The organism is Geodermatophilus sp. SYSU D00697, assembly GCF_054050175.1.
In genome coordinates, this window is sequence record NZ_JBJGYV010000037.1 from 1 (window position 1) to 17,092 (window position 17,092).

At 75.1% G+C, this 17,092-nt stretch carries 14 protein-coding genes; 13 read left to right on the forward strand and 1 reads right to left on the reverse strand.

Annotated elements, in window-relative coordinates; translation table 11 throughout:
* Nucleotides 1–66 precede the first annotated feature (66 nt).
* Entirely contained in the window at nucleotides 67–618 is a 552-nt protein-coding gene (bldD, locus tag ACI79C_RS22205) for a transcriptional regulator BldD (RefSeq protein WP_091217936.1), read from the reverse strand.
* A gap of 218 nt (nucleotides 619–836) precedes the next feature.
* Here bldD and pyrR point away from each other — a divergent pair, with 218 nt between their 5' ends.
* The 13 genes from pyrR (at nucleotide 837) to ACI79C_RS22270 (ending at nucleotide 17,076) form a co-directional block, all read left to right on the forward strand.
* Nucleotides 837–1,535 (forward strand): bifunctional pyr operon transcriptional regulator/uracil phosphoribosyltransferase PyrR, encoded by a 699-nt coding sequence (gene pyrR / locus ACI79C_RS22210; protein ID WP_456947860.1) that lies wholly within the window; start codon nucleotides 837–839, stop codon nucleotides 1,533–1,535.
* Complete coding sequence (locus tag ACI79C_RS22215; protein WP_456947861.1) at nucleotides 1,532–2,452, forward strand: aspartate carbamoyltransferase catalytic subunit; 921 nt, start codon at nucleotides 1,532–1,534, stop codon at nucleotides 2,450–2,452. The genes pyrR and ACI79C_RS22215 overlap by 4 nt, the downstream gene beginning before the upstream one ends.
* On the forward strand, nucleotides 2,449–3,735 hold the full coding sequence (locus tag ACI79C_RS22220; RefSeq protein ID WP_456947862.1) for a dihydroorotase: 1,287 nt from the start codon (nucleotides 2,449–2,451) through the stop codon (nucleotides 3,733–3,735). Before ACI79C_RS22215 ends, ACI79C_RS22220 begins: the two co-directional genes overlap by 4 nt.
* A gap of 8 nt (nucleotides 3,736–3,743) precedes the next feature.
* Entirely contained in the window at nucleotides 3,744–4,898 is a 1,155-nt protein-coding gene (carA, locus tag ACI79C_RS22225; protein WP_456947863.1) for a glutamine-hydrolyzing carbamoyl-phosphate synthase small subunit, read from the forward strand.
* Nucleotides 4,898–8,209, forward strand: coding sequence for a carbamoyl-phosphate synthase large subunit (gene carB, locus ACI79C_RS22230; protein ID WP_456947864.1), 3,312 nt, complete (start codon nucleotides 4,898–4,900; stop codon nucleotides 8,207–8,209). Before carA ends, carB begins: the two co-directional genes overlap by 1 nt.
* Nucleotides 8,206–9,594: a dihydroorotate oxidase gene (locus ACI79C_RS22235; protein WP_456947865.1), complete on the forward strand. Its 1,389-nt coding sequence runs from the start codon at nucleotides 8,206–8,208 to the stop codon at nucleotides 9,592–9,594. Before carB ends, ACI79C_RS22235 begins: the two co-directional genes overlap by 4 nt.
* Nucleotides 9,591–10,469, forward strand: a complete 879-nt coding sequence (gene pyrF / locus ACI79C_RS22240; protein ID WP_456947866.1) for an orotidine-5'-phosphate decarboxylase — start codon at nucleotides 9,591–9,593, stop codon at nucleotides 10,467–10,469. The genes ACI79C_RS22235 and pyrF overlap by 4 nt, the downstream gene beginning before the upstream one ends.
* Nucleotides 10,470–10,935: 466 nt before the next feature.
* A complete protein-coding gene (gene mihF / locus ACI79C_RS22245) occupies nucleotides 10,936–11,286 on the forward strand; it encodes an integration host factor, actinobacterial type (protein WP_456947867.1) in 351 nt (116 codons plus the stop codon).
* Between the two features lie 40 nt (nucleotides 11,287–11,326).
* Nucleotides 11,327–11,938 (forward strand): guanylate kinase, encoded by a 612-nt coding sequence (gmk, locus tag ACI79C_RS22250; RefSeq protein ID WP_456947868.1) that lies wholly within the window; start codon nucleotides 11,327–11,329, stop codon nucleotides 11,936–11,938.
* A gap of 61 nt (nucleotides 11,939–11,999) precedes the next feature.
* Complete coding sequence (rpoZ, locus tag ACI79C_RS22255; protein ID WP_012949163.1) at nucleotides 12,000–12,263, forward strand: DNA-directed RNA polymerase subunit omega; 264 nt, start codon at nucleotides 12,000–12,002, stop codon at nucleotides 12,261–12,263.
* A gap of 95 nt (nucleotides 12,264–12,358) precedes the next feature.
* Nucleotides 12,359–13,570 (forward strand): bifunctional phosphopantothenoylcysteine decarboxylase/phosphopantothenate--cysteine ligase CoaBC, encoded by a 1,212-nt coding sequence (gene coaBC, locus ACI79C_RS22260; protein ID WP_456947869.1) that lies wholly within the window; start codon nucleotides 12,359–12,361, stop codon nucleotides 13,568–13,570.
* A 106-nt stretch (nucleotides 13,571–13,676) separates the two neighbouring features.
* Nucleotides 13,677–14,873, forward strand: a complete 1,197-nt coding sequence (gene metK / locus ACI79C_RS22265) for a methionine adenosyltransferase (RefSeq protein ID WP_456947870.1) — start codon at nucleotides 13,677–13,679, stop codon at nucleotides 14,871–14,873.
* A 103-nt stretch (nucleotides 14,874–14,976) separates the two neighbouring features.
* Nucleotides 14,977–17,076, forward strand: coding sequence for a primosomal protein N' (locus ACI79C_RS22270; RefSeq protein WP_456947871.1), 2,100 nt, complete (start codon nucleotides 14,977–14,979; stop codon nucleotides 17,074–17,076).
* Nucleotides 17,077–17,092: the final 16 nt, after the last annotated feature.

Here is a 17,092-nt window from a genome sequence, read left to right on the forward strand (position 1 = left end):
AGGCCCCCGACCCGTCGGTCGGGGGCCTCGCGCGCGTCCTGGTCCGTCCCGGGGACGGGTCCGCGCTCAGCGCGGGGTGCGGCGGCGCTCCCAGTTGGGGTTGACCTCGTCCTCGTCCTCGTCGCCGCCGAAGCCGACGACGCTCTCCATGCCGGGGGAGAGGACCCCCCACTCGATGAGCCGGCTGGTCAGCTCGTCGGGGCTCATGTCGTAGATGATCGCCAGCGACTTGAGGTCCTCTGCGCGGATGGACAGGACCTTGCCGTTGTAGTCGTGCCGCTGGGCCTGGATGGTGGAGGCGTACCGAGCCAGCGGACCGGCCTCGTCGGCGGGCAGCGAGCCCAGCGACTCGAGGTTGAGGACGATCTTCGTCGTCGAGGTGACCGCCGAGCTCGGCCGCGGGTCGGGCAACAGCTCGGAGACCGGCACGCCGTAGAAGACGGCCAGCTCGGAGAGGCGCTGCACGGTCACCGCGCGGTCGCCGCGCTCGTAGGAGCCGACGACGACGGCCTTCCAGCGGCCGTGCGACTTGTCCTCGACTCCCTGGAGCGAGAGCCCCTGCTGGTTGCGGATGGCGCGGAGCCGGGCACCGAGGGCCCGTGAGTAGTCGGTGCTCATCGCTTCCTGCTCACTGTGCGTCGTCGTGGGGGAGTTGTCGTCACGGAGCGTACTGGTCGAGCGGGATCGGCGACACCAGAACACTCCTCCGGGTGGATCGGCCCCACATCGTGGCCCACCCGGCCGCGATGCGGGTCACATCCGGTCGTGCAGTACCGTCGGCCCCGGTCCGACCACTCCTTTAACGACCCGTCCCGTGAGGCGGGGAAGGAGGCCTCATGGCCAGTTCACCCGAGCCTGCCCCGGGCGCGGCACCGGCGTCCGCCGGAGCGCCCGCCACGGCACTGCTCTCCGCCGCCGACGTGGCCCGCGTCCTCGACCGGATCGCCCACCAGGTCATCGAACGCGCCGCCTCCGCCAGCCCCGACGCGGCGGACGGCGGCCTCTCCGATGTCGTCCTCATCGGCATCCCCACCCGCGGCGCCCCGCTGGCCCGCCGGCTGGCCGCCCGCATCGAGGCGTTCACCGGGACGGCGGTCGACGTCGGCACCGTCGACATCACCCTCTACCGCGACGACCTGCGGCGGCGCGGCGTCCGTGCGCTGGAGCCGACGACGCTGCCCGAGGCCGGCATCGACGACCGGCTGGTCGTCCTCGTCGACGACGTCCTCTACTCCGGCCGCTCGGTGCGGGCCGCGCTCGACGCGCTGCGCGACCTGGGCCGGCCGCGGGCGGTGCGGCTCGCCGTCCTGGTCGACCGCGGCCACCGGGAGCTGCCGATCCGCGCCGACTACGTGGGCAAGAACGTGCCCACCTCCCGCACCCAGCAGGTGCGCGTCCACCTCACCGAGGTGGACGGCGCCGACGAGGTGCTGATCACGGAGGAGCCGGGAGGGCGACAGGGAGTGAGCATCGCAGCGAGCTCTGCGAGCGAGGAGCGGAGCGACCGCGGAGGCGACCAGGGGAGCAGAGCGTGAAGCGGCACCTGCTGGAGGCCGCCGACCTCGACCGGGCCGACGCGACCCTGGTCCTGGACACCGCCGCCCAGATCGAGCAGGCGCTGACCGGGCGCGAGGTCAAGAAGCTGCCGACGCTGCGCGGGCGCACGGTGGTCAACCTCTTCTACGAGGACTCCACCCGGACGCGCATCTCCTTCGAGCTGGCCGCCAAGCGGCTCTCGGCCGACGTGATCAACTTCTCGGCCAAGGGCAGCAGCGTCTCCAAGGGTGAGAGCCTCAAGGACACCGCGCTGACGCTGGAGGCGATGGGCTCCGACGCGGTCGTCGTCCGGCACAGCGCCTCCGGCGCGCCGCACCGGCTGGCGCACTGGGTCCGGGGCAGCGTGGTCAACGCCGGGGACGGCACCCACGAGCACCCCACCCAGGCCCTGCTCGACGCCTACACGATCCGGCACCGGCTCGGCCGGCTCGACGGCGTGCGGGTGGCCATCGTCGGCGACGTCCTGCACAGCCGGGTGGCCCGCTCCAACGTGCGGCTGCTGCACACCCTCGGCGCCGAGGTCACCCTCGTCGCCCCGCCGACCCTGCTGCCGGTGGGCGTGGGGAGCTGGCCGGCGGAGGTCTCCTACGACCTCGACGCGGTCCTGCCCAAGGCCGACGTGGTGATGATGCTGCGGGTCCAGGCCGAGCGGATGAACGCCTCGTTCTTCCCCAGCGCCCGGGAGTACAGCCGCCGCTACGGCCTCGACGCCCGCCGCATGGCGGCCCTCGGCGACGAGGCGATCGTCATGCACCCGGGCCCGATGAACCGCGGGATGGAGATCGCCGCCGAGGTGGCCGACTCCGTCCGCTCCACGATCGTCGAGCAGGTCGGCAACGGGGTCTCCGTGCGCATGGCCGTGCTCTACCTGCTGCTGGGAGGCGCCCCCTCATGACGCTGCTGATCACGGGTGCCCGCCCCTACGGGGAGGACGCCGCCGACATCCTCCTCGAGGACGGCCGGATCGCCGCGGTCGGCCCGAGCCTGTCCGCGGCCGGTGCCGAGGTGGTCCACGGCGCCGGGCTGGTCGCGCTGCCCGGTCTGGTGGACCTGCACACCCACCTGCGCGAGCCCGGCCGGGAGGACGCCGAGACCGTCGAGACCGGCAGCCGGGCCGCGGCGCTGGGCGGCTACACCGCGGTGCACGCCATGGCCAACACCGACCCGGTCGCCGACACCGCCGGCGTCGTGGAGCAGGTGTGGCGGCTCGGCCAGGAGGCCGGGCTGGTCGACGTCGTCCCGGTGGGGGCGGTGACCGTCGGGCTGGCCGGCGAGCGGCTGGCCGAGCTCGGCGCCATGGCCGACTCCGCCGCGCGGGTCCGGGTGTTCTCCGACGACGGGCACTGCGTGGCCGACCCCGCGCTCATGCGCCGGGCGCTGGAGTACGTCAAGGCGCTGGACGGTGTCGTCGCCCAGCACGCCGAGGAGCCGCGGCTGACCGTCGGCGCGCAGATGCACGAGGGGGACCGGTCGTCCCGCCTCGGCCTCACCGGCTGGCCGGCGGCCGCGGAGGAGGCGATCATCGCCCGCGACGTGCTGCTCGCCGAGCACGTCGGGGCGCGGCTGCACGTCTGCCACGTCTCGACGGCCGGCTCGGTGGAGATCCTCCGCTGGGCCAAGTCGCGCGGCGTGCAGGTCACCGCCGAGGTCACCCCGCACCACCTGCTGCTCACCGACGCCTGCGCGGAGGGCTACGACCCGGTGTTCAAGGTCAACCCGCCGCTCCGGACCGACGCCGACGTGCAGGCGCTGCGGGCCGGGCTGGCCGACGGCACGATCGACGCCGTCGCCACCGACCACGCCCCGCACGCCGTGGAGGACAAGGAGTGCGAGTGGGCGCAGGCCCGGCCCGGGATGCTCGGGCTGGAGCAGGCGCTGTCGGTGGTGATCGACACGATGATCGGCACCGGCCTGCTCGACTGGCGCGGCGTCGCCGACCGGATGTCCGCCCGCCCGGCCGCGATCGGGCGCCTGGACGGGCACGGCCGCCCCCTCGCCCCCGGCGAGCCGGCCAACCTGCTGCTGCTCGACCCCGCCGCCCGGGCTCCCGTCGACCCGGCCGCGCTGGCCAGCCGCAGCCGCAACAGCCCCTATGCCGGCCGGGAGCTCCCCGGCCGGGTGGTCGCGACGTTCCTGCGGGGGACGCCGACCGTTCTGGACGGGAAGGCACAGAAGTGAGTGAGGCAATGCTCGTCCTCGAGGACGGCAGGACGTTCCGGGGCGAGGCCTACGGCGCGGTCGGGACGACGCTGGGCGAGGCGGTGTTCGCCACCGGGATGACCGGCTACCAGGAGACGCTGACCGACCCGAGCTACGCCCGCCAGATCGTGGTCATGACCGCCCCGCACATCGGCAACACCGGGGTCAACGACGAGGACGACGAGAGCCGCCGCATGTGGGTGGCCGGCTTCGTCGTCCGCGACCCCGCACGTCGCCCGGCCAACTGGCGGGCCACCGGCAGCCTGGACGACGAGCTGGTCGCCCAGGGCGTCGTCGGCATCAGCGGGATCGACACGCGAGCGCTGACCCGCCACCTGCGCGAGCGCGGCGCGATGCGCGCCGGGATCAGCAGCGAGGGCCTCCCGGCCGAGGAGCTGCTGACCCGGGTGCGGGCCTCGGAGAGCATGACCGGCGCGGACCTGGCGCCCGCGGTGACCGCCAACGACCCCTACGTCGTCCCGGCCGTGGGGGAGAAGCGGTTCACCATCGCCGCCCTGGACCTGGGCATCAAGACCGCCACCCCGCGGCACCTGGCCGAGCTCGGCGTGGAGACCCACGTGCTGCCGGCCACCGCCACCGCCGAGGACCTGCTCGCCGCCGGCCCCGACGGCGTCTTCCTCTCCAACGGGCCGGGCGACCCGGCCGCCGCGGACTACGCGGTCGAGGCCGTGCGCGGGGTGCTCGACGCGCGCCGGCCGCTGTTCGGGATCTGCTTCGGCAACCAGATCCTGGGCCGGGCGCTGGGCCTGGGCACCTACAAGCTGCGCTTCGGCCACCGCGGCCTCAACCAGCCGGTGCTCGACCGGGTCAGCGGCACGGTCCGGGTGACCAGCCACAACCACGGCTTCGCCGTCGAGGCGCCGCTCGACCGGCCGACCGACACCCCGTACGGCCGGGTCGAGGTCAGCCACGTGGGGCTCAACGACGACGTCGTCGAGGGGCTGCGCTGCCTGGACGTCCCGGCGTTCAGCGTCCAGTTCCACCCCGAGGCCGCCGCCGGCCCCCACGACGCCGCGCCGCTGTTCGGCCGCTTCGTCGACCTCATGGACAGCGCCCGGACCGGGGAGGCGCGGGCCGGTGGGCCGCCGCAGGTCACGCACAGCACGGGGGAGGCCCACTGATGCCCAAGCGGGACGACATCCACCACGTGATGGTGATCGGCTCCGGGCCGATCCTCATCGGGCAGGCCGCGGAGTTCGACTACTCCGGCACCCAGGCCTGCCGGGTGCTCAAGGCCGAGGGCCTGCGGGTCAGCCTGGTCAACAGCAACCCGGCGACGATCATGACCGACCCGGACGTCGCCGACGCCACCTACGTCGAGCCGCTCACCCCCGAGTTCGTCGAGAAGGTCATCGCCAAGGAGCGCCCCGACGCCCTGCTGGCCACCCTCGGCGGGCAGACGGCGCTCAACATCGCCATCGGGCTGTACGAGAACGGCGTGCTCGACGAGTACGGCGTCCGCCTCATCGGTGCCGACGTCGACGCGATCAACCGCGGCGAGGACCGGCAGGCGTTCAAGGACATCGTCCGCTCGATCGGCGCCGACGCCCCGCGGTCGACGGTCTGCTCGACGGTCGAGGAGGCGCTGGCGACCGCCGCCGAGGTGGGCTACCCGGTCGTCATCCGGCCCTCGTTCACCATGGGCGGGCTCGGCTCGGGCATCGCCACCGACGAGCCGATGCTGCGCCGCATGGCCGGTCACGGGCTTGCCGACTCCCCGGTGCACACCGTCCTCATCGAGGAGTCGGTGCTCGGCTGGAAGGAGTTCGAGCTGGAGCTGATGCGCGACCGCAGCGACAACGTGGTCGTCATCTGCTCGATCGAGAACATCGACGCGATGGGCGTGCACACCGGGGACTCGGTGACCGTCGCCCCCGCGATGACCCTCACCGACCGCGAGTACCAGCGGATGCGCGACGTCGGCATCGCGGTGCTGCGCGAGGTCGGCGTCGACACCGGCGGCTGCAACATCCAGTTCGCCGTGCACCCGGGGACCGGACGCCTGGTGGTCATCGAGATGAACCCCCGGGTCTCCCGGTCCAGCGCGCTGGCGTCCAAGGCGACCGGCTTCCCGATCGCCAAGATCGCCGCGAAGCTGGCCATCGGCTACACCCTCGACGAGATCACCAACGACATCACCGGCGTCACCCCGGCCTCCTTCGAGCCGGCGCTGGACTACGTCGTCGTGAAGATCCCGCGCTTCGCCTTCGAGAAGTTCCCCGGCGCCGACCCGCGGCTGACCACGACGATGAAGAGCGTCGGCGAGGTCATGGCAATGGGCCGCAACTTCCCCGAGGCGCTGGGCAAGGCGATGCGCTCGACGGAGACCAAGGTCGCCGGCTTCTGGACCGGCCCCCACGATGCGAACGCAGACCCTGCCGAGCTGCTCGAGCGGCTGCGCACGCCCGTCGACGGGCGGCTGCACCTCGCCGAGCAGGCGCTCGCGGCGGGGGCGAGCGTCGAGCAGGTCGCCGAGGCCAGCGGCTTCGACCCGTGGTTCGTCGACCAGATCGCGCTGGTGCGCGAGGTCGGCACCGAGGTCCGCGACGCGCCGGCGCTCACCCCCGAGCTGCTCCGCCGGGCCAAGCGGCACGGCCTGTCCGACCGGCAGGTCGCGGCGCTGCGCCCGGAGCTGGCCGGTGAGGACGGTGTCCGCAGCCTCCGCTGGCGGCTGGGCATCCGGCCGGTGTTCAAGACCGTCGACACCTGTGCCGCCGAGTTCGCCGCCCGGACGCCCTACCACTACTCGTCCTACGACGAGGAGACCGAGGTCGAGCCGCGGGAGAAGCCGGCCGTGCTGATCCTGGGCTCCGGGCCCAACCGGATCGGCCAGGGCATCGAGTTCGACTACTCCTGCGTGCACGCCGTCCAGGCGCTGCAGGACGCCGGCTACGAGGCGGTGATGGTCAACTGCAACCCGGAGACCGTCTCCACCGACTACGACACGGCCGACCGGCTGTACTTCGAGCCGCTGACCTTCGAGGACGTCCTCGAGGTGGTCGAGGCCGAGCGCGCCGCCGGCCCGGTCGCCGGGGTCATCTGCACCCTGGGCGGGCAGACCCCGCTGGGGCTGGCCCAGCGGCTCAAGGACGCCGGTGTCCCGGTGCTGGGCACCTCGCCGGAGTCGATCGACGCCGCCGAGGACCGCGGGGCGTTCTCCCGCGTGCTGGCCGACACCGGGCTGCTCGCCCCCAAGCACGGCACGGCGACGACGTTCGCCGAGGCGCGGGGGATCGCCGCCGGCATCGGCTACCCGGTGCTGGTCCGGCCCTCCTACGTGCTGGGCGGGCGCGGCATGGAGATCGTCTACGACGACGCCACGCTGGAGGCCTACATCGCCAAGGCCACCGACGTCAGCCCCGAGCACCCGGTGCTGGTCGACCGGTTCCTCGAGGACGCCGTGGAGGTGGACGTCGACGCGCTCTACGACGGCTCCGAGCTCTACCTCGGCGGCGTCATGGAGCACATCGAGGAGGCCGGCATCCACTCCGGTGACTCCGCCTGCGCGCTGCCGCCGATCACCCTGGGGGCCACCGACCTGGTGCGCATCCGCCGGGCCACCGAGCAGCTCGCGGCCCGGATCGGCGTCCGCGGCCTGCTCAACGTCCAGTACGCGGTCAAGGACGACATCCTCTACGTCCTCGAGGCCAACCCGCGGGCCAGCCGCACGGTGCCGTTCGTCTCCAAGGCCACCGCCGTCCAGCTGGCCAAGGCCGCCGCCCGCATCGCGGTGGGGGAGACCCTGGCCGAGCTGCGCGCGGCCGGCGTCCTGCCCGCGACCGGCGACGGCGCGGACCTGCCGGCGGACGCGCCGATCGCGGTCAAGGAGGCGGTGCTGCCCTTCCACAGGTTCCGCACCGTCGAGGGGCAGAACGTCGACACCGTGCTCGGGCCGGAGATGAAGTCCACCGGCGAGGTCATCGGCCTCGACACCGGCTTCGGGACGGCGTTCGCCAAGTCGCAGGCCGCCGCGTACGGCTCGCTGCCGGTCGAGGGCACCGTCTTCGTCTCGCTGGCCAACCGGGACAAGCGCTCGGCGATCTTCCCGGTCAAGCGGCTGGCCGACCTCGGCTTCCGGGTGCTGGCGACCTCCGGGACCGCGCAGGTGCTCCGCCGCAACGGCGTGGCCTGCGAGGTGGTCGGCAAGTTCAGCGAAGGCCCGGGCAACGTGGTCGAGCGGATCCTGGCCGGGGACGTCGACATCGTGGTCAACACGCCCTTCGGGTCGCCGGGCAACAGCGGGCCGCGGCTGGACGGTTACGAGATCCGCACCGCCGCCGTCTCCGCCGGGATCCCGTCGATCACCACGGTGCAGGGGCTGGCGGCCGCCGTGCAGGGCATCGAGGCGCTGCGCCAGGGGGACGTCGGCGTCCGCAGCCTGCAGGAGGTCCACGCGGCGCTGACCGCCGCCGCCCCGGCCGCCCGGTCGTGACCGCGGCACCTCCGGTCGGGGCCGTCCGGCGGGTGCGCGACGACCTCGTGGCGCGCGGGCTGGTCGACGGGCTGCCCGACGCGTTCCTGGCCGGGGTCACCCGGTTCGCGCGGCCGCCGCAGCCGGAACTGGACGCGCTGGCCTCGGCGGCGCGCGGGCTGGCGGCCCGGCTGGCGTCCGGGGAGGCGGGGGACGACGACCTGCCGCTGCTGGGCCGGGTGCTGTTCTCCGCCCGGCTCGGCGGGGTGCTGGCCACGCACGGCTTCCGGACGCCGGCCTACGACGTCCTGGGCTCCTACCGGGAGAACCTGACCACGCCGCTGGGTCCGCGCCTGCCGGAGCGGCCGGTCGCCGCCGGGCGGCGGTGGCGGGTGCTCGGTCGCGCGGTCGGTTTCCCGATCGGGGTGCCGGCGTGCGTGCTCAACGGCGGCGAGGAGTGGGTGCGCCACCACGCCCGCAACGGCTACAGCGTCCTGACCTACAAGACCGTCCGCAGCCGCGCCGCCGAGCCCAACGCCCAGCCCAACTGGGTCTTCGCCGCTCGGGAGACCGCGAGCCTCCCGCCGGGCGCGGCCGCCGAGGTGACCGCGGACCCGTGGGACTGGGTCGAGCCGGGCTCCCCGGACGTCAGCACGGTCAACTCCTTCGGCGTGCCCTCCCTGGCCCCCGACGAGTGGATGGCCGACCTGGAGCGGTCGCTGGCCGTGCTCGACGGGGACCAGCTCCTGCTCGTGAGCGTCATGGGCGAGGACCTCGACGGCGCCGGGCTCCCGGCCCTGGCCGGCGACTTCGCCCGGACGGCGGCGATGGCGCAGGAGGCGGGCGCGTCCGTCGTCGAGCTCAACCTGTCCTGCCCGAACACGCTGGACCGTTCCGCGACCGGGGTGAAGCCGCCGCTGTGCCTGGACGCCGACGCCACGGTGGCCGTCGTCGAGGCCGTGCGGCGGGCGCTGGACGACCGGACCGGGCTGGTGGCGAAGCTGTCCTGGCTGGACGAGGCACGCCTGGCCGCGCTCGTGCCCCGGATCGCGCCGCTGGTCGACGGGGTCGCCGGCATCAACACGCTGCAGAGCCGGGTCCGCCGCAGCGACGGGGCGGCGACCTTCCCCGGCCGTGAGCTGGCCGGGCTGTCCGGGGTGGCCGTGCGCGACTCGGCGCTGGACTTCACCCGGCGGCTGGTCGCCCTCCGCGAGGCCGGCGGCCGGCGCTTCGACGTCCTGGCGATGGGCGGGGTGACCGACCCGGCCTCGTTCGAGGCGCTGTTCACGGCGGGCGCCGACGCGGTCCAGTCGGCGTCCGGCGCCTTCGCCGACCCGTACCTGGCCCGCGACTGCATCGCCGCGCTGGGGGAGACGCTGCCGCGCGCGGTCGAGGTGCCCTCGTGAGGGCGCCGTTCGGTCAGCGGCTCGCCGACGCCGTCGCCGCCCGCGGCCCGCTGTGCGTGGGCATCGACCCGCACGTGCCGCTGCTGGAGCGCTGGGGGCTGCCCGACAGCCCCGAGGGCCTGGCCCGGTTCACCGACGCGGTCGTCGACGCCCTGGCCGGCACGGTCGCCGTCCTCAAGCCGCAGGTGGCCTTCTACGAGCGGCACGGCTCCCGCGGCCTGGCCGTGCTGGAGGACGCCGTCCCCCGTGCCCGGGCCGCGGGGGCGCTGGTGCTGCTGGACGCCAAGCGGGGCGACATCGGCTCGACGATGGACGCCTACGCCGACCACCTCCGGCCGGGGCACCCCCTGTACGTCGACGCGATGACGGTGAGCCCCTACCTCGGCCCGGGGTCGCTGCAGCCGGCCGTCGACACCGCCCGGCAGCACGGGGGTGGGCTGTTCGTGCTCGCCCGCACCTCCAACCCGGACGCCGGGACGCTGCAGCACGCGCTCGTGGGGGAGCGGTCGGTCGCGCAGGTCGTCGTCGACACCGTCCGCGGCTGGAACACCCCGGGCTGGGTCGTCGGCGACCCGCTGCCCGACGTCGCCGCGGTCCGCGACCTCGGCAGCCGGTTCGGGCCGGCCACCGGCTCCTTCGGCGTCGTCGTGGGTGCGACGCTGCCCGCGTGCGACGTCGACCTGACCGGCCTGGGCGGGCCGGTGCTCGCCCCGGGGCTGGGTGCCCAGGGCGGGTCGGTGGCCGACCTGCGCCGGCTGTTCGGCGAGGGCAGCGCCGTCGTCCCCACCGTGTCCCGGGACGTGCTCGCCGCCGGCCCCGACCCAGCGGCACTGCGGGCCGCGGCCGACCGCTGGGCCGCCGAGCTCGCCCGGTGAGGCGGGTCGCTCCCTGGCTGACTGGTCGTCCTGGGCTGCTCGTCCTCGCAGCCGTCGCCGGCTGGGTGCTCGGCCGGAGGTCGGGCCGCCGCTCGGCCAGGCCGCACCCGAGCTGACCCGTTGACTTGCGCAACGGCCGTGTCCCCCCGCGCGGACCTGCGGTTTCCGGAGCCCGTCGGCGTGTCGCCGCCGGTGTGTTGGACGGGATCGTCCGCAATCCCGTGCGGATCGTCCGGCCGCGAGACCCCGGTCCACCTGCGCTGATCACGGACGGTCACGACGATGTGCAACAGAGGGTGAACGACAGGTCACCGATTGCTGGAATCGGGTGCGTCGAGAGGGCGTGACCTGCACATATACCGGGAACTAGGTTGGCCGACAGGCTCAGCAGCGAGCCTGGTCCCCGACACCGCACCGAGCCCGCCGGTCGAGACGCGAGCCGGCGACGACACGATTGGGTCGCACCATGCCCCTTCCTGACCTGACCCCCGAACAGCGCGCCGCCGCACTGGAGAAGGCGGCCGCGGCCCGCAAGACCCGTGCCGAGCTGCGGGAGCGGCTCAAGAGCAAGGGCGCCACCGTCGGCGACGTCCTCCGTCAGGGGGAGACCGACGAGGTCATCGGCAAGATGCGCGTCTCCGCGGTCCTGGAGTCCCTGCCGGGAGTGGGCAAGGCGCGGGCTGCCAAGATCATGGAGCGGCTCGAGATCTCCCCGACCCGCCGGGTGCGTGGCCTGGGTGCCAACCAGCGCAAGGCCCTCGAAGCGGAGTTCGGTGGCGAGAAGGTCGCTGCCGAGCAGGTCTCCGTCGAGGGCTGACCCGCACGACGAGGCACCCGGAGGTCGAGGACGACGACGAGTGGCGAGTGCTGCCGAGGACCGCACCCCGGCGCGGCTGACCGTGCTCTCCGGCCCGTCGGGGGTGGGCAAGGGCACGGTCGTGGCCGAGGTCCGACGCCGGCACCCCGACGTCTGGGTGTCGGTGTCGGCCACCACCCGCCGGCCTCGCCCCGGTGAGGTCGACGGGGTGCACTACCACTTCCTCTCCGATGCGGAGTTCGACCGGCTGATCGCCGAGGACGGGCTCCTGGAGTGGGCCGAGTACGCCGGCAACCGCTACGGCACGCCGGTCGCCCCGGTGCGCGAGCGACTCGCCACCGGGGCGCCCGCGCTGCTGGAGATCGAGCTGCAGGGGGCGCGCCAGGTCCGCGCCCGGGACGCCGGTGCGCAGCTGGTGTTCCTGGCCCCGCCGTCGTGGGCCGAGCTGGTGAGCCGGCTGGCCGGCCGTGGGTCCGAGCCGCCGGCGGTGCAGGAGCGGCGGCTGGCGATCGCGCAGGCCGAGCTGGACGCCGCGGGGGAGTTCGACGTGGTCGTGGTCAACGACGACGTCGCCCGGGCCGCAGACGAGTTGGTACGATTGCTGACTGCGCCGTCGCCCGGCACCGTCCCGAGCAGCGACGCCCACGAGTAGCGGGCCCGCCGATCGCGCCGCCCGTCACTCCCGCCGAACGATCTGAGGAGCACGCCCGCCCGTGTCCGGAGTCGCACCCGCCCCCGAGGGCATCACCAACCCGCCGATCGACGAGCTGCTCGAGCGCACCAGCAGCAAGTACGGCCTGGTGATCTTCGCCGCCAAGCGCGCGCGGCAGATCAACGCCTACTACAGCCAGCTCTCCGAGGGCCTGCTGGAATACGTCGGCCCGCTGGTCGACACCGCCCCGCAGGAGAAGCCGCTCTCGATCGCGCTGCGCGAGATCAACGAGGGCCTGCTCACCCACACCGCCGGCGAGAACTGAACGAGGACCCCGGTCCACCCCGTCGCGGGGCCCCGAACTGGTGACGAGACACCCGGCAGGTGCCGGGTGTCTCGTCGCGTGAGGAGGATGGGCGCATGGCGAGGATCGTGCTGGGCGTCAGCGGGGGCGTGGCCGCCTACAAGGCAGCACTCCTGCTGCGGGCCTTCACCGAGGCGGGGCACGACGTCCGGGTCGTCCCGACCCCGTCGGCGCTGCACTTCGTCGGCGCGGCGACCTTCGAGGCGCTGTCGGGCAACCCGGTGACGACCAGCGTCTGGTCCGACGTCGACGAGGTGGCCCACGTGCGCATCGGGCAGACCGCCGACCTGGTCGTCGTCGCGCCGGCCACCGCGGACCTGCTCGCGCGCGCGGCCGCCGGCCGGGCCGACGACCTGCTCGCCGCCACGCTGCTCACCGCGCACTGCCCGGTGGTCTTCGCCCCGGCCATGCACACCGAGATGTGGCTGCACCCGGCCACCCAGGACAACGTCGCCACCCTGCGCCGCCGCGGGGCGATCGTGCTCCCGCCGGCCGTCGGCCGGCTGACCGGCCCGGACTCCGGCCCGGGGCGGTTGCCCGAGCCGGCCGACATCGCCGCCCTGGCCGGCGTGGTGCTCACCGAGGGCGCCGCGGCCCTGGCCCCCGACCTCACCGGACGGCGGGTCGTGGTCAGCGCCGGCGGCACCCGTGAGCCGCTGGACCCGGTCCGCTACCTCGGCAACCGCTCCTCCGGCCGGCAGGGCTGGGCGCTGGCGCGGGTCGCCGCCGCCCGCGGCGCGGAGGTGGTGCTCGTCGCGGCCAACGTCGACCTCCCCGCCCCGTTCGGCGTCCGCGTCGTGCCGGTCGGGACGGCGGAGGAGCTGCGGACCGCGATGCTCGCGGAGTCGCCGGACGCCGACGTCGTCGTGATGAGCGCCGCGGTGGCCGACTTCCGCCCGGCGACGGTCGCCGCCACCAAGCTGAAGAAGGACAGCGCCGCCGAGCCCGGTGCGGTGCCGCTGGTGCGCAACCCCGACGTGCTCGCCGAGCTGGTCACCAAGCGGCGGTCCGGCCAGCTCGTCGTCGGCTTCGCCGCCGAGACCGGGGACGACGAGGGCGACGTCCTCACCCACGCCCGGGCCAAGCTCGCCCGCAAGGGTTGCGACCTGCTCGTGGTCAACGACGTGTCCGGCGGGCAGGTCTTCGGCCGCCCGGACAACGCCGCGGTCGTGCTGGCCGCGGACGGGACCGCGACCGACGTCCCGCAGGGCGGCAAGGACGCCGTCGCGGCGGGCATCTGGGCCGTGGTCGCCGCGCGGCTGCCCTGAGCCTCCCGACGGTGCGCCGCCCGGCCGCCGTCGCCCGCCGGTACCGTTCACCCCACGCCCCTGCTCCGCGGCAGGGCCCATCCGTTGCCAACGACAGGAGCCCCGAGTGCCACGCCGTCTCTTCACGTCCGAGTCGGTGACCGAGGGCCACCCGGACAAGATCGCCGACCAGATCAGCGACTCGATCCTCGACGCGATGCTCGAGCAGGACCCGCGCAGCCGGGTCGCGGTCGAGACGCTCATCACCACCGGCCAGGTGCACATCGCCGGTGAGGTCACCACTGCCGGCTACGTCGACATCGCCGACATCGTCCGCCGGACGATCCTCCGGATCGGTTACGACTCCTCCCGCAAGGGCTTCGACGGTGCCTCCTGCGGGGTGAGCGTCTCGATCGGCTCCCAGTCGCCGGACATCGCGCAGGGCGTCGACACCGCCTACGAGGCGCGCACCTCCGGCACGGCCGAGGACGAGATCGAGCGCCAGGGCGCCGGTGACCAGGGGCTGATGTTCGGTTACGCCACCGACGAGACCCCCGAGCTGATGCCGCTGCCGATCGCGCTGGCCCACCGGCTGTCCCGGCGGCTGTCCGCGGTCCGCAAGGACGGGTCGGTGCCCTACCTGCGGCCTGACGGCAAGACCCAGGTCACCGTCGTCTACGAGGACGACCGGCCGGTCGGCGTCGACACGGTCGTCGTCTCCTCACAGCACGCCGAGGACATCTCGATCGAGCAGCTGCTCACCCCCGACGTCCAGGAGCTGGTGGTCGAGCCGGAGCTGGCCGCCCTCGGCCTGCCCACCGACGGCTACCGCCTGCTGGTGAACCCCACGGGCAAGTTCGTCATCGGTGGTCCCATGGGCGACGCCGGGCTGACCGGCCGCAAGATCATCGTCGACACCTACGGCGGCATGGCCCGCCACGGCGGCGGCGCCTTCTCCGGCAAGGACCCGTCGAAGGTCGACCGGTCCGGCGCCTACGCGATGCGCTGGGTCGCCAAGAACGTCGTCGCCGCGGGGCTGGCCCGCCGCTGCGAGGTCCAGGTGGCCTACGCCATCGGCGCCGCCCACCCGGTCGGCCTGTTCGTCGAGACCTTCGGCACCGGCGCGGTCGCCGACGACGTGCTGGAGAAGGCGATCGCTGCGGTGTTCGACCTGCGCCCGGGTGCGATCGTGCGCGACCTGGACCTGCTGCGGCCGATCTACGCGCCGACCGCCGCCTACGGGCACTTCGGCCGCACCGACGTCGAGCTGCCCTGGGAGCGACTCGACCGCGTCGACGCCCTCCGCTCGGCCGCCGGGGTCTGACGAAGGGCCCTGCCCTCCTCACCCCTCGCGAGCTCGGGGTGAGGAGGGCAGGGCCGCCGCCCCCGTGGACCCGCGGGGGCGGCCGAGTCGATGACGTGCGCCCGTGGCGCGTTCCCTGGCGGAGCGCATCCCGGGCGCACTCCGCTGTCGGTACCGGCCCCGACACTCGGGTGGCCCCTCCCCGCGCCGAACGGAGATCCCGCTGACCCGGCCCACCCCCGACGACCCGGGCGCCCGCACCCCGCTGGTGGCCCGGGTCGTCGTCGACGTGCCGCTCGCGCACCTGGACCGTCCCTTCGACTACGCGGTCCCGGAGGAGATGGCGGGCGAGGTCCGGGCCGGCTGCCGGGTGCGGGTCCGCTTCGCCGGCCAGCTGGTCGACGGGTTCGTCGTCGAGCTGGGGGACACCAGCGAGCACGGCGGGAAGCTGGCGCCGCTGGCCAAGCTGGTCTCGCCGGAGCCGGTGCTCACCCCCGAGGTGCTCGCCCTGGCCCGCTCGGTCGCGCAGCGTTGGGGCGGGACGGTCACCGACGTGCTCCGGCTGGCCGTCCCGCCGCGCCGCGCCGCCGCGGAGAAGCGGCCCGCCGCCGAGCCGCCGCCGCCCCCGGCCGCCCCCGACCCGACCGGTTTCGCGCGGTACCCGGCCGGTGCAGCCCTGCTGACGGCCGTCGCCGAGGGCCGGCCGGCCCGGGGGGTCTGGACGGCGCTGCCCGGCGAGGACTGGCCGGCCCGGCTGGTCGAGCTGTGCCAGGCCGCGCTCTCGGGCGGCCGCGGCGCGCTGGTCGTCGCGCCGGACGGCCGCGACCTCGACCGGCTGGCGGCCGCCGCGGAGCGGCGGCTGCCCCCCGGGTCCGTCGTCGTGCTCCGTGCCGACGCCGCGCCCGACGCCCGCTACCGGCGCTTCCTCGACGCGGTCCGCGGGAGCGCCCGGGTCGTCCTCGGGGCACGGGCTGCGGCCTTCGCGCCGGTCGCCGACCTGGGCCTGGTGGCGATCTGGGACGACGGCGACGACCTGCACGCCGAGCCGCGGGCGCCCTACGCCCACGCGCGCGACGTCCTCGTGCACCGCGCGCACCTGGCCTCCTGCGCCGCGGTCGTCGCGGCCACCGCCCGCACCGCGGAGGCGCAGCTGCTCGTGGAGAGCCGCTGGGCGCACGAGCTGGTCGCCGACCGGGCCACCCTGCGCGCCGCCATGCCGCGCGTGCAGGCGCTCGGGGCCGACGCCGAGCTGGCCCGCGACCCGGCCGCCCGCACCGCCCGGCTACCCAGCCTGGCCCACCGGATCGCCCGGCAGGCCCTCGCGGACGGCGCCCCGGTGCTGGTGCAGGTGCCGCGCGCGGGGTACGCGCCCGGGCTGGCCTGCGACCGCTGCCGCGCCCCGGCCCGCTGCGCGGTCTGCTCGGGGCCGCTGGGGATCGCCCCCACCCCCGGACCGGGCGGCTCCCGGGTGCCGGCCTGCCGCTGGTGCGCCCGCCCGGCGGCGACCTTCGACTGTCCGCACTGCCACGGCACCAAGCTGCGCGCGTCGGTCGTGGGCGCCACCCGCACCGCCGAGGAGCTGGGCCGCGCGTTCCCCGGCGCGACGGTGCGGGTCTCCGGGCGGGGCTCGGGCGTGCTGGCGTCGGTGCCCAGGGGGCCGGCGCTGGTCGTCGCCACACCGGGCGCCGAACCGGTCGCCGAGGGCGGCTACGGGGCGGCCCTGCTGCTGGACTCGTGGGCCCTGCTCGGCCGCGCCGACCTGCGCGCGGGGGAGGAGACCCTCCGCCGCTGGATGAACGCGGCGGCCCTGGTGCGTCCCGCGTCGGCCGGCGGCCAGGTCGTCGTCGCAGCCGACGCCGCGCACCCGGTCGTCCAGGCGCTCGTCCGGTGGGACCCGGCCTGGCTGGCCGACCGCGAGCTGGCCGACCGGCGGGCGCTGGGCTTCCCGCCGGTGACCCGCATGGCCGCCCTGTCGGGGACGGCGCACGCGCTGGCGGAGTTCCTCGAGGCCGCGCGCCTCCCGGCCGACGCCGACCTGCTGGGACCGGTGCCCGAGCCGCCGCGTCCCGGTCAGGACGGCGAGCGAGAGCGCTACCTGGTGCGGGTGCCCCGCGCGGAGGGGGTGGCGCTGGCGCACGCGCTGGCCGAGGTGCAGGGCGTGCGCAGTGCGAAGAAGGCCCCGGAGCACGTGCGCGTGCAGCTGGACCCGCTCGACCTGGTCTGAGCCGGGGCCCGGCGGC

Excerpts from the sequence above, each read along its gene's own strand:
- ACI79C_RS22220 (WP_456947862.1), top strand. The coding sequence starts at position 2,449 with ATGACGCTGCTGATCACGGGTGCCCGCCCCTACGGGGAGGACGCCGCC.
- coaBC (WP_456947869.1), top strand. The coding sequence starts at position 12,359 with ATGGCGAGGATCGTGCTGGGCGTCAGCGGGGGCGTGGCCGCCTACAAG.
- pyrR (WP_456947860.1), top strand. The coding sequence starts at position 837 with ATGGCCAGTTCACCCGAGCCTGCCCCGGGCGCGGCACCGGCGTCCGCC.
- carA (WP_456947863.1), top strand. The coding sequence starts at position 3,744 with ATGCTCGTCCTCGAGGACGGCAGGACGTTCCGGGGCGAGGCCTACGGC.
- bldD (WP_091217936.1), bottom strand. The coding sequence starts at position 618 with ATGAGCACCGACTACTCACGGGCCCTCGGTGCCCGGCTCCGCGCCATC.
- mihF (WP_456947867.1), top strand. The coding sequence starts at position 10,936 with ATGCCCCTTCCTGACCTGACCCCCGAACAGCGCGCCGCCGCACTGGAG.
- carB (WP_456947864.1), top strand. The coding sequence starts at position 4,898 with ATGCCCAAGCGGGACGACATCCACCACGTGATGGTGATCGGCTCCGGG.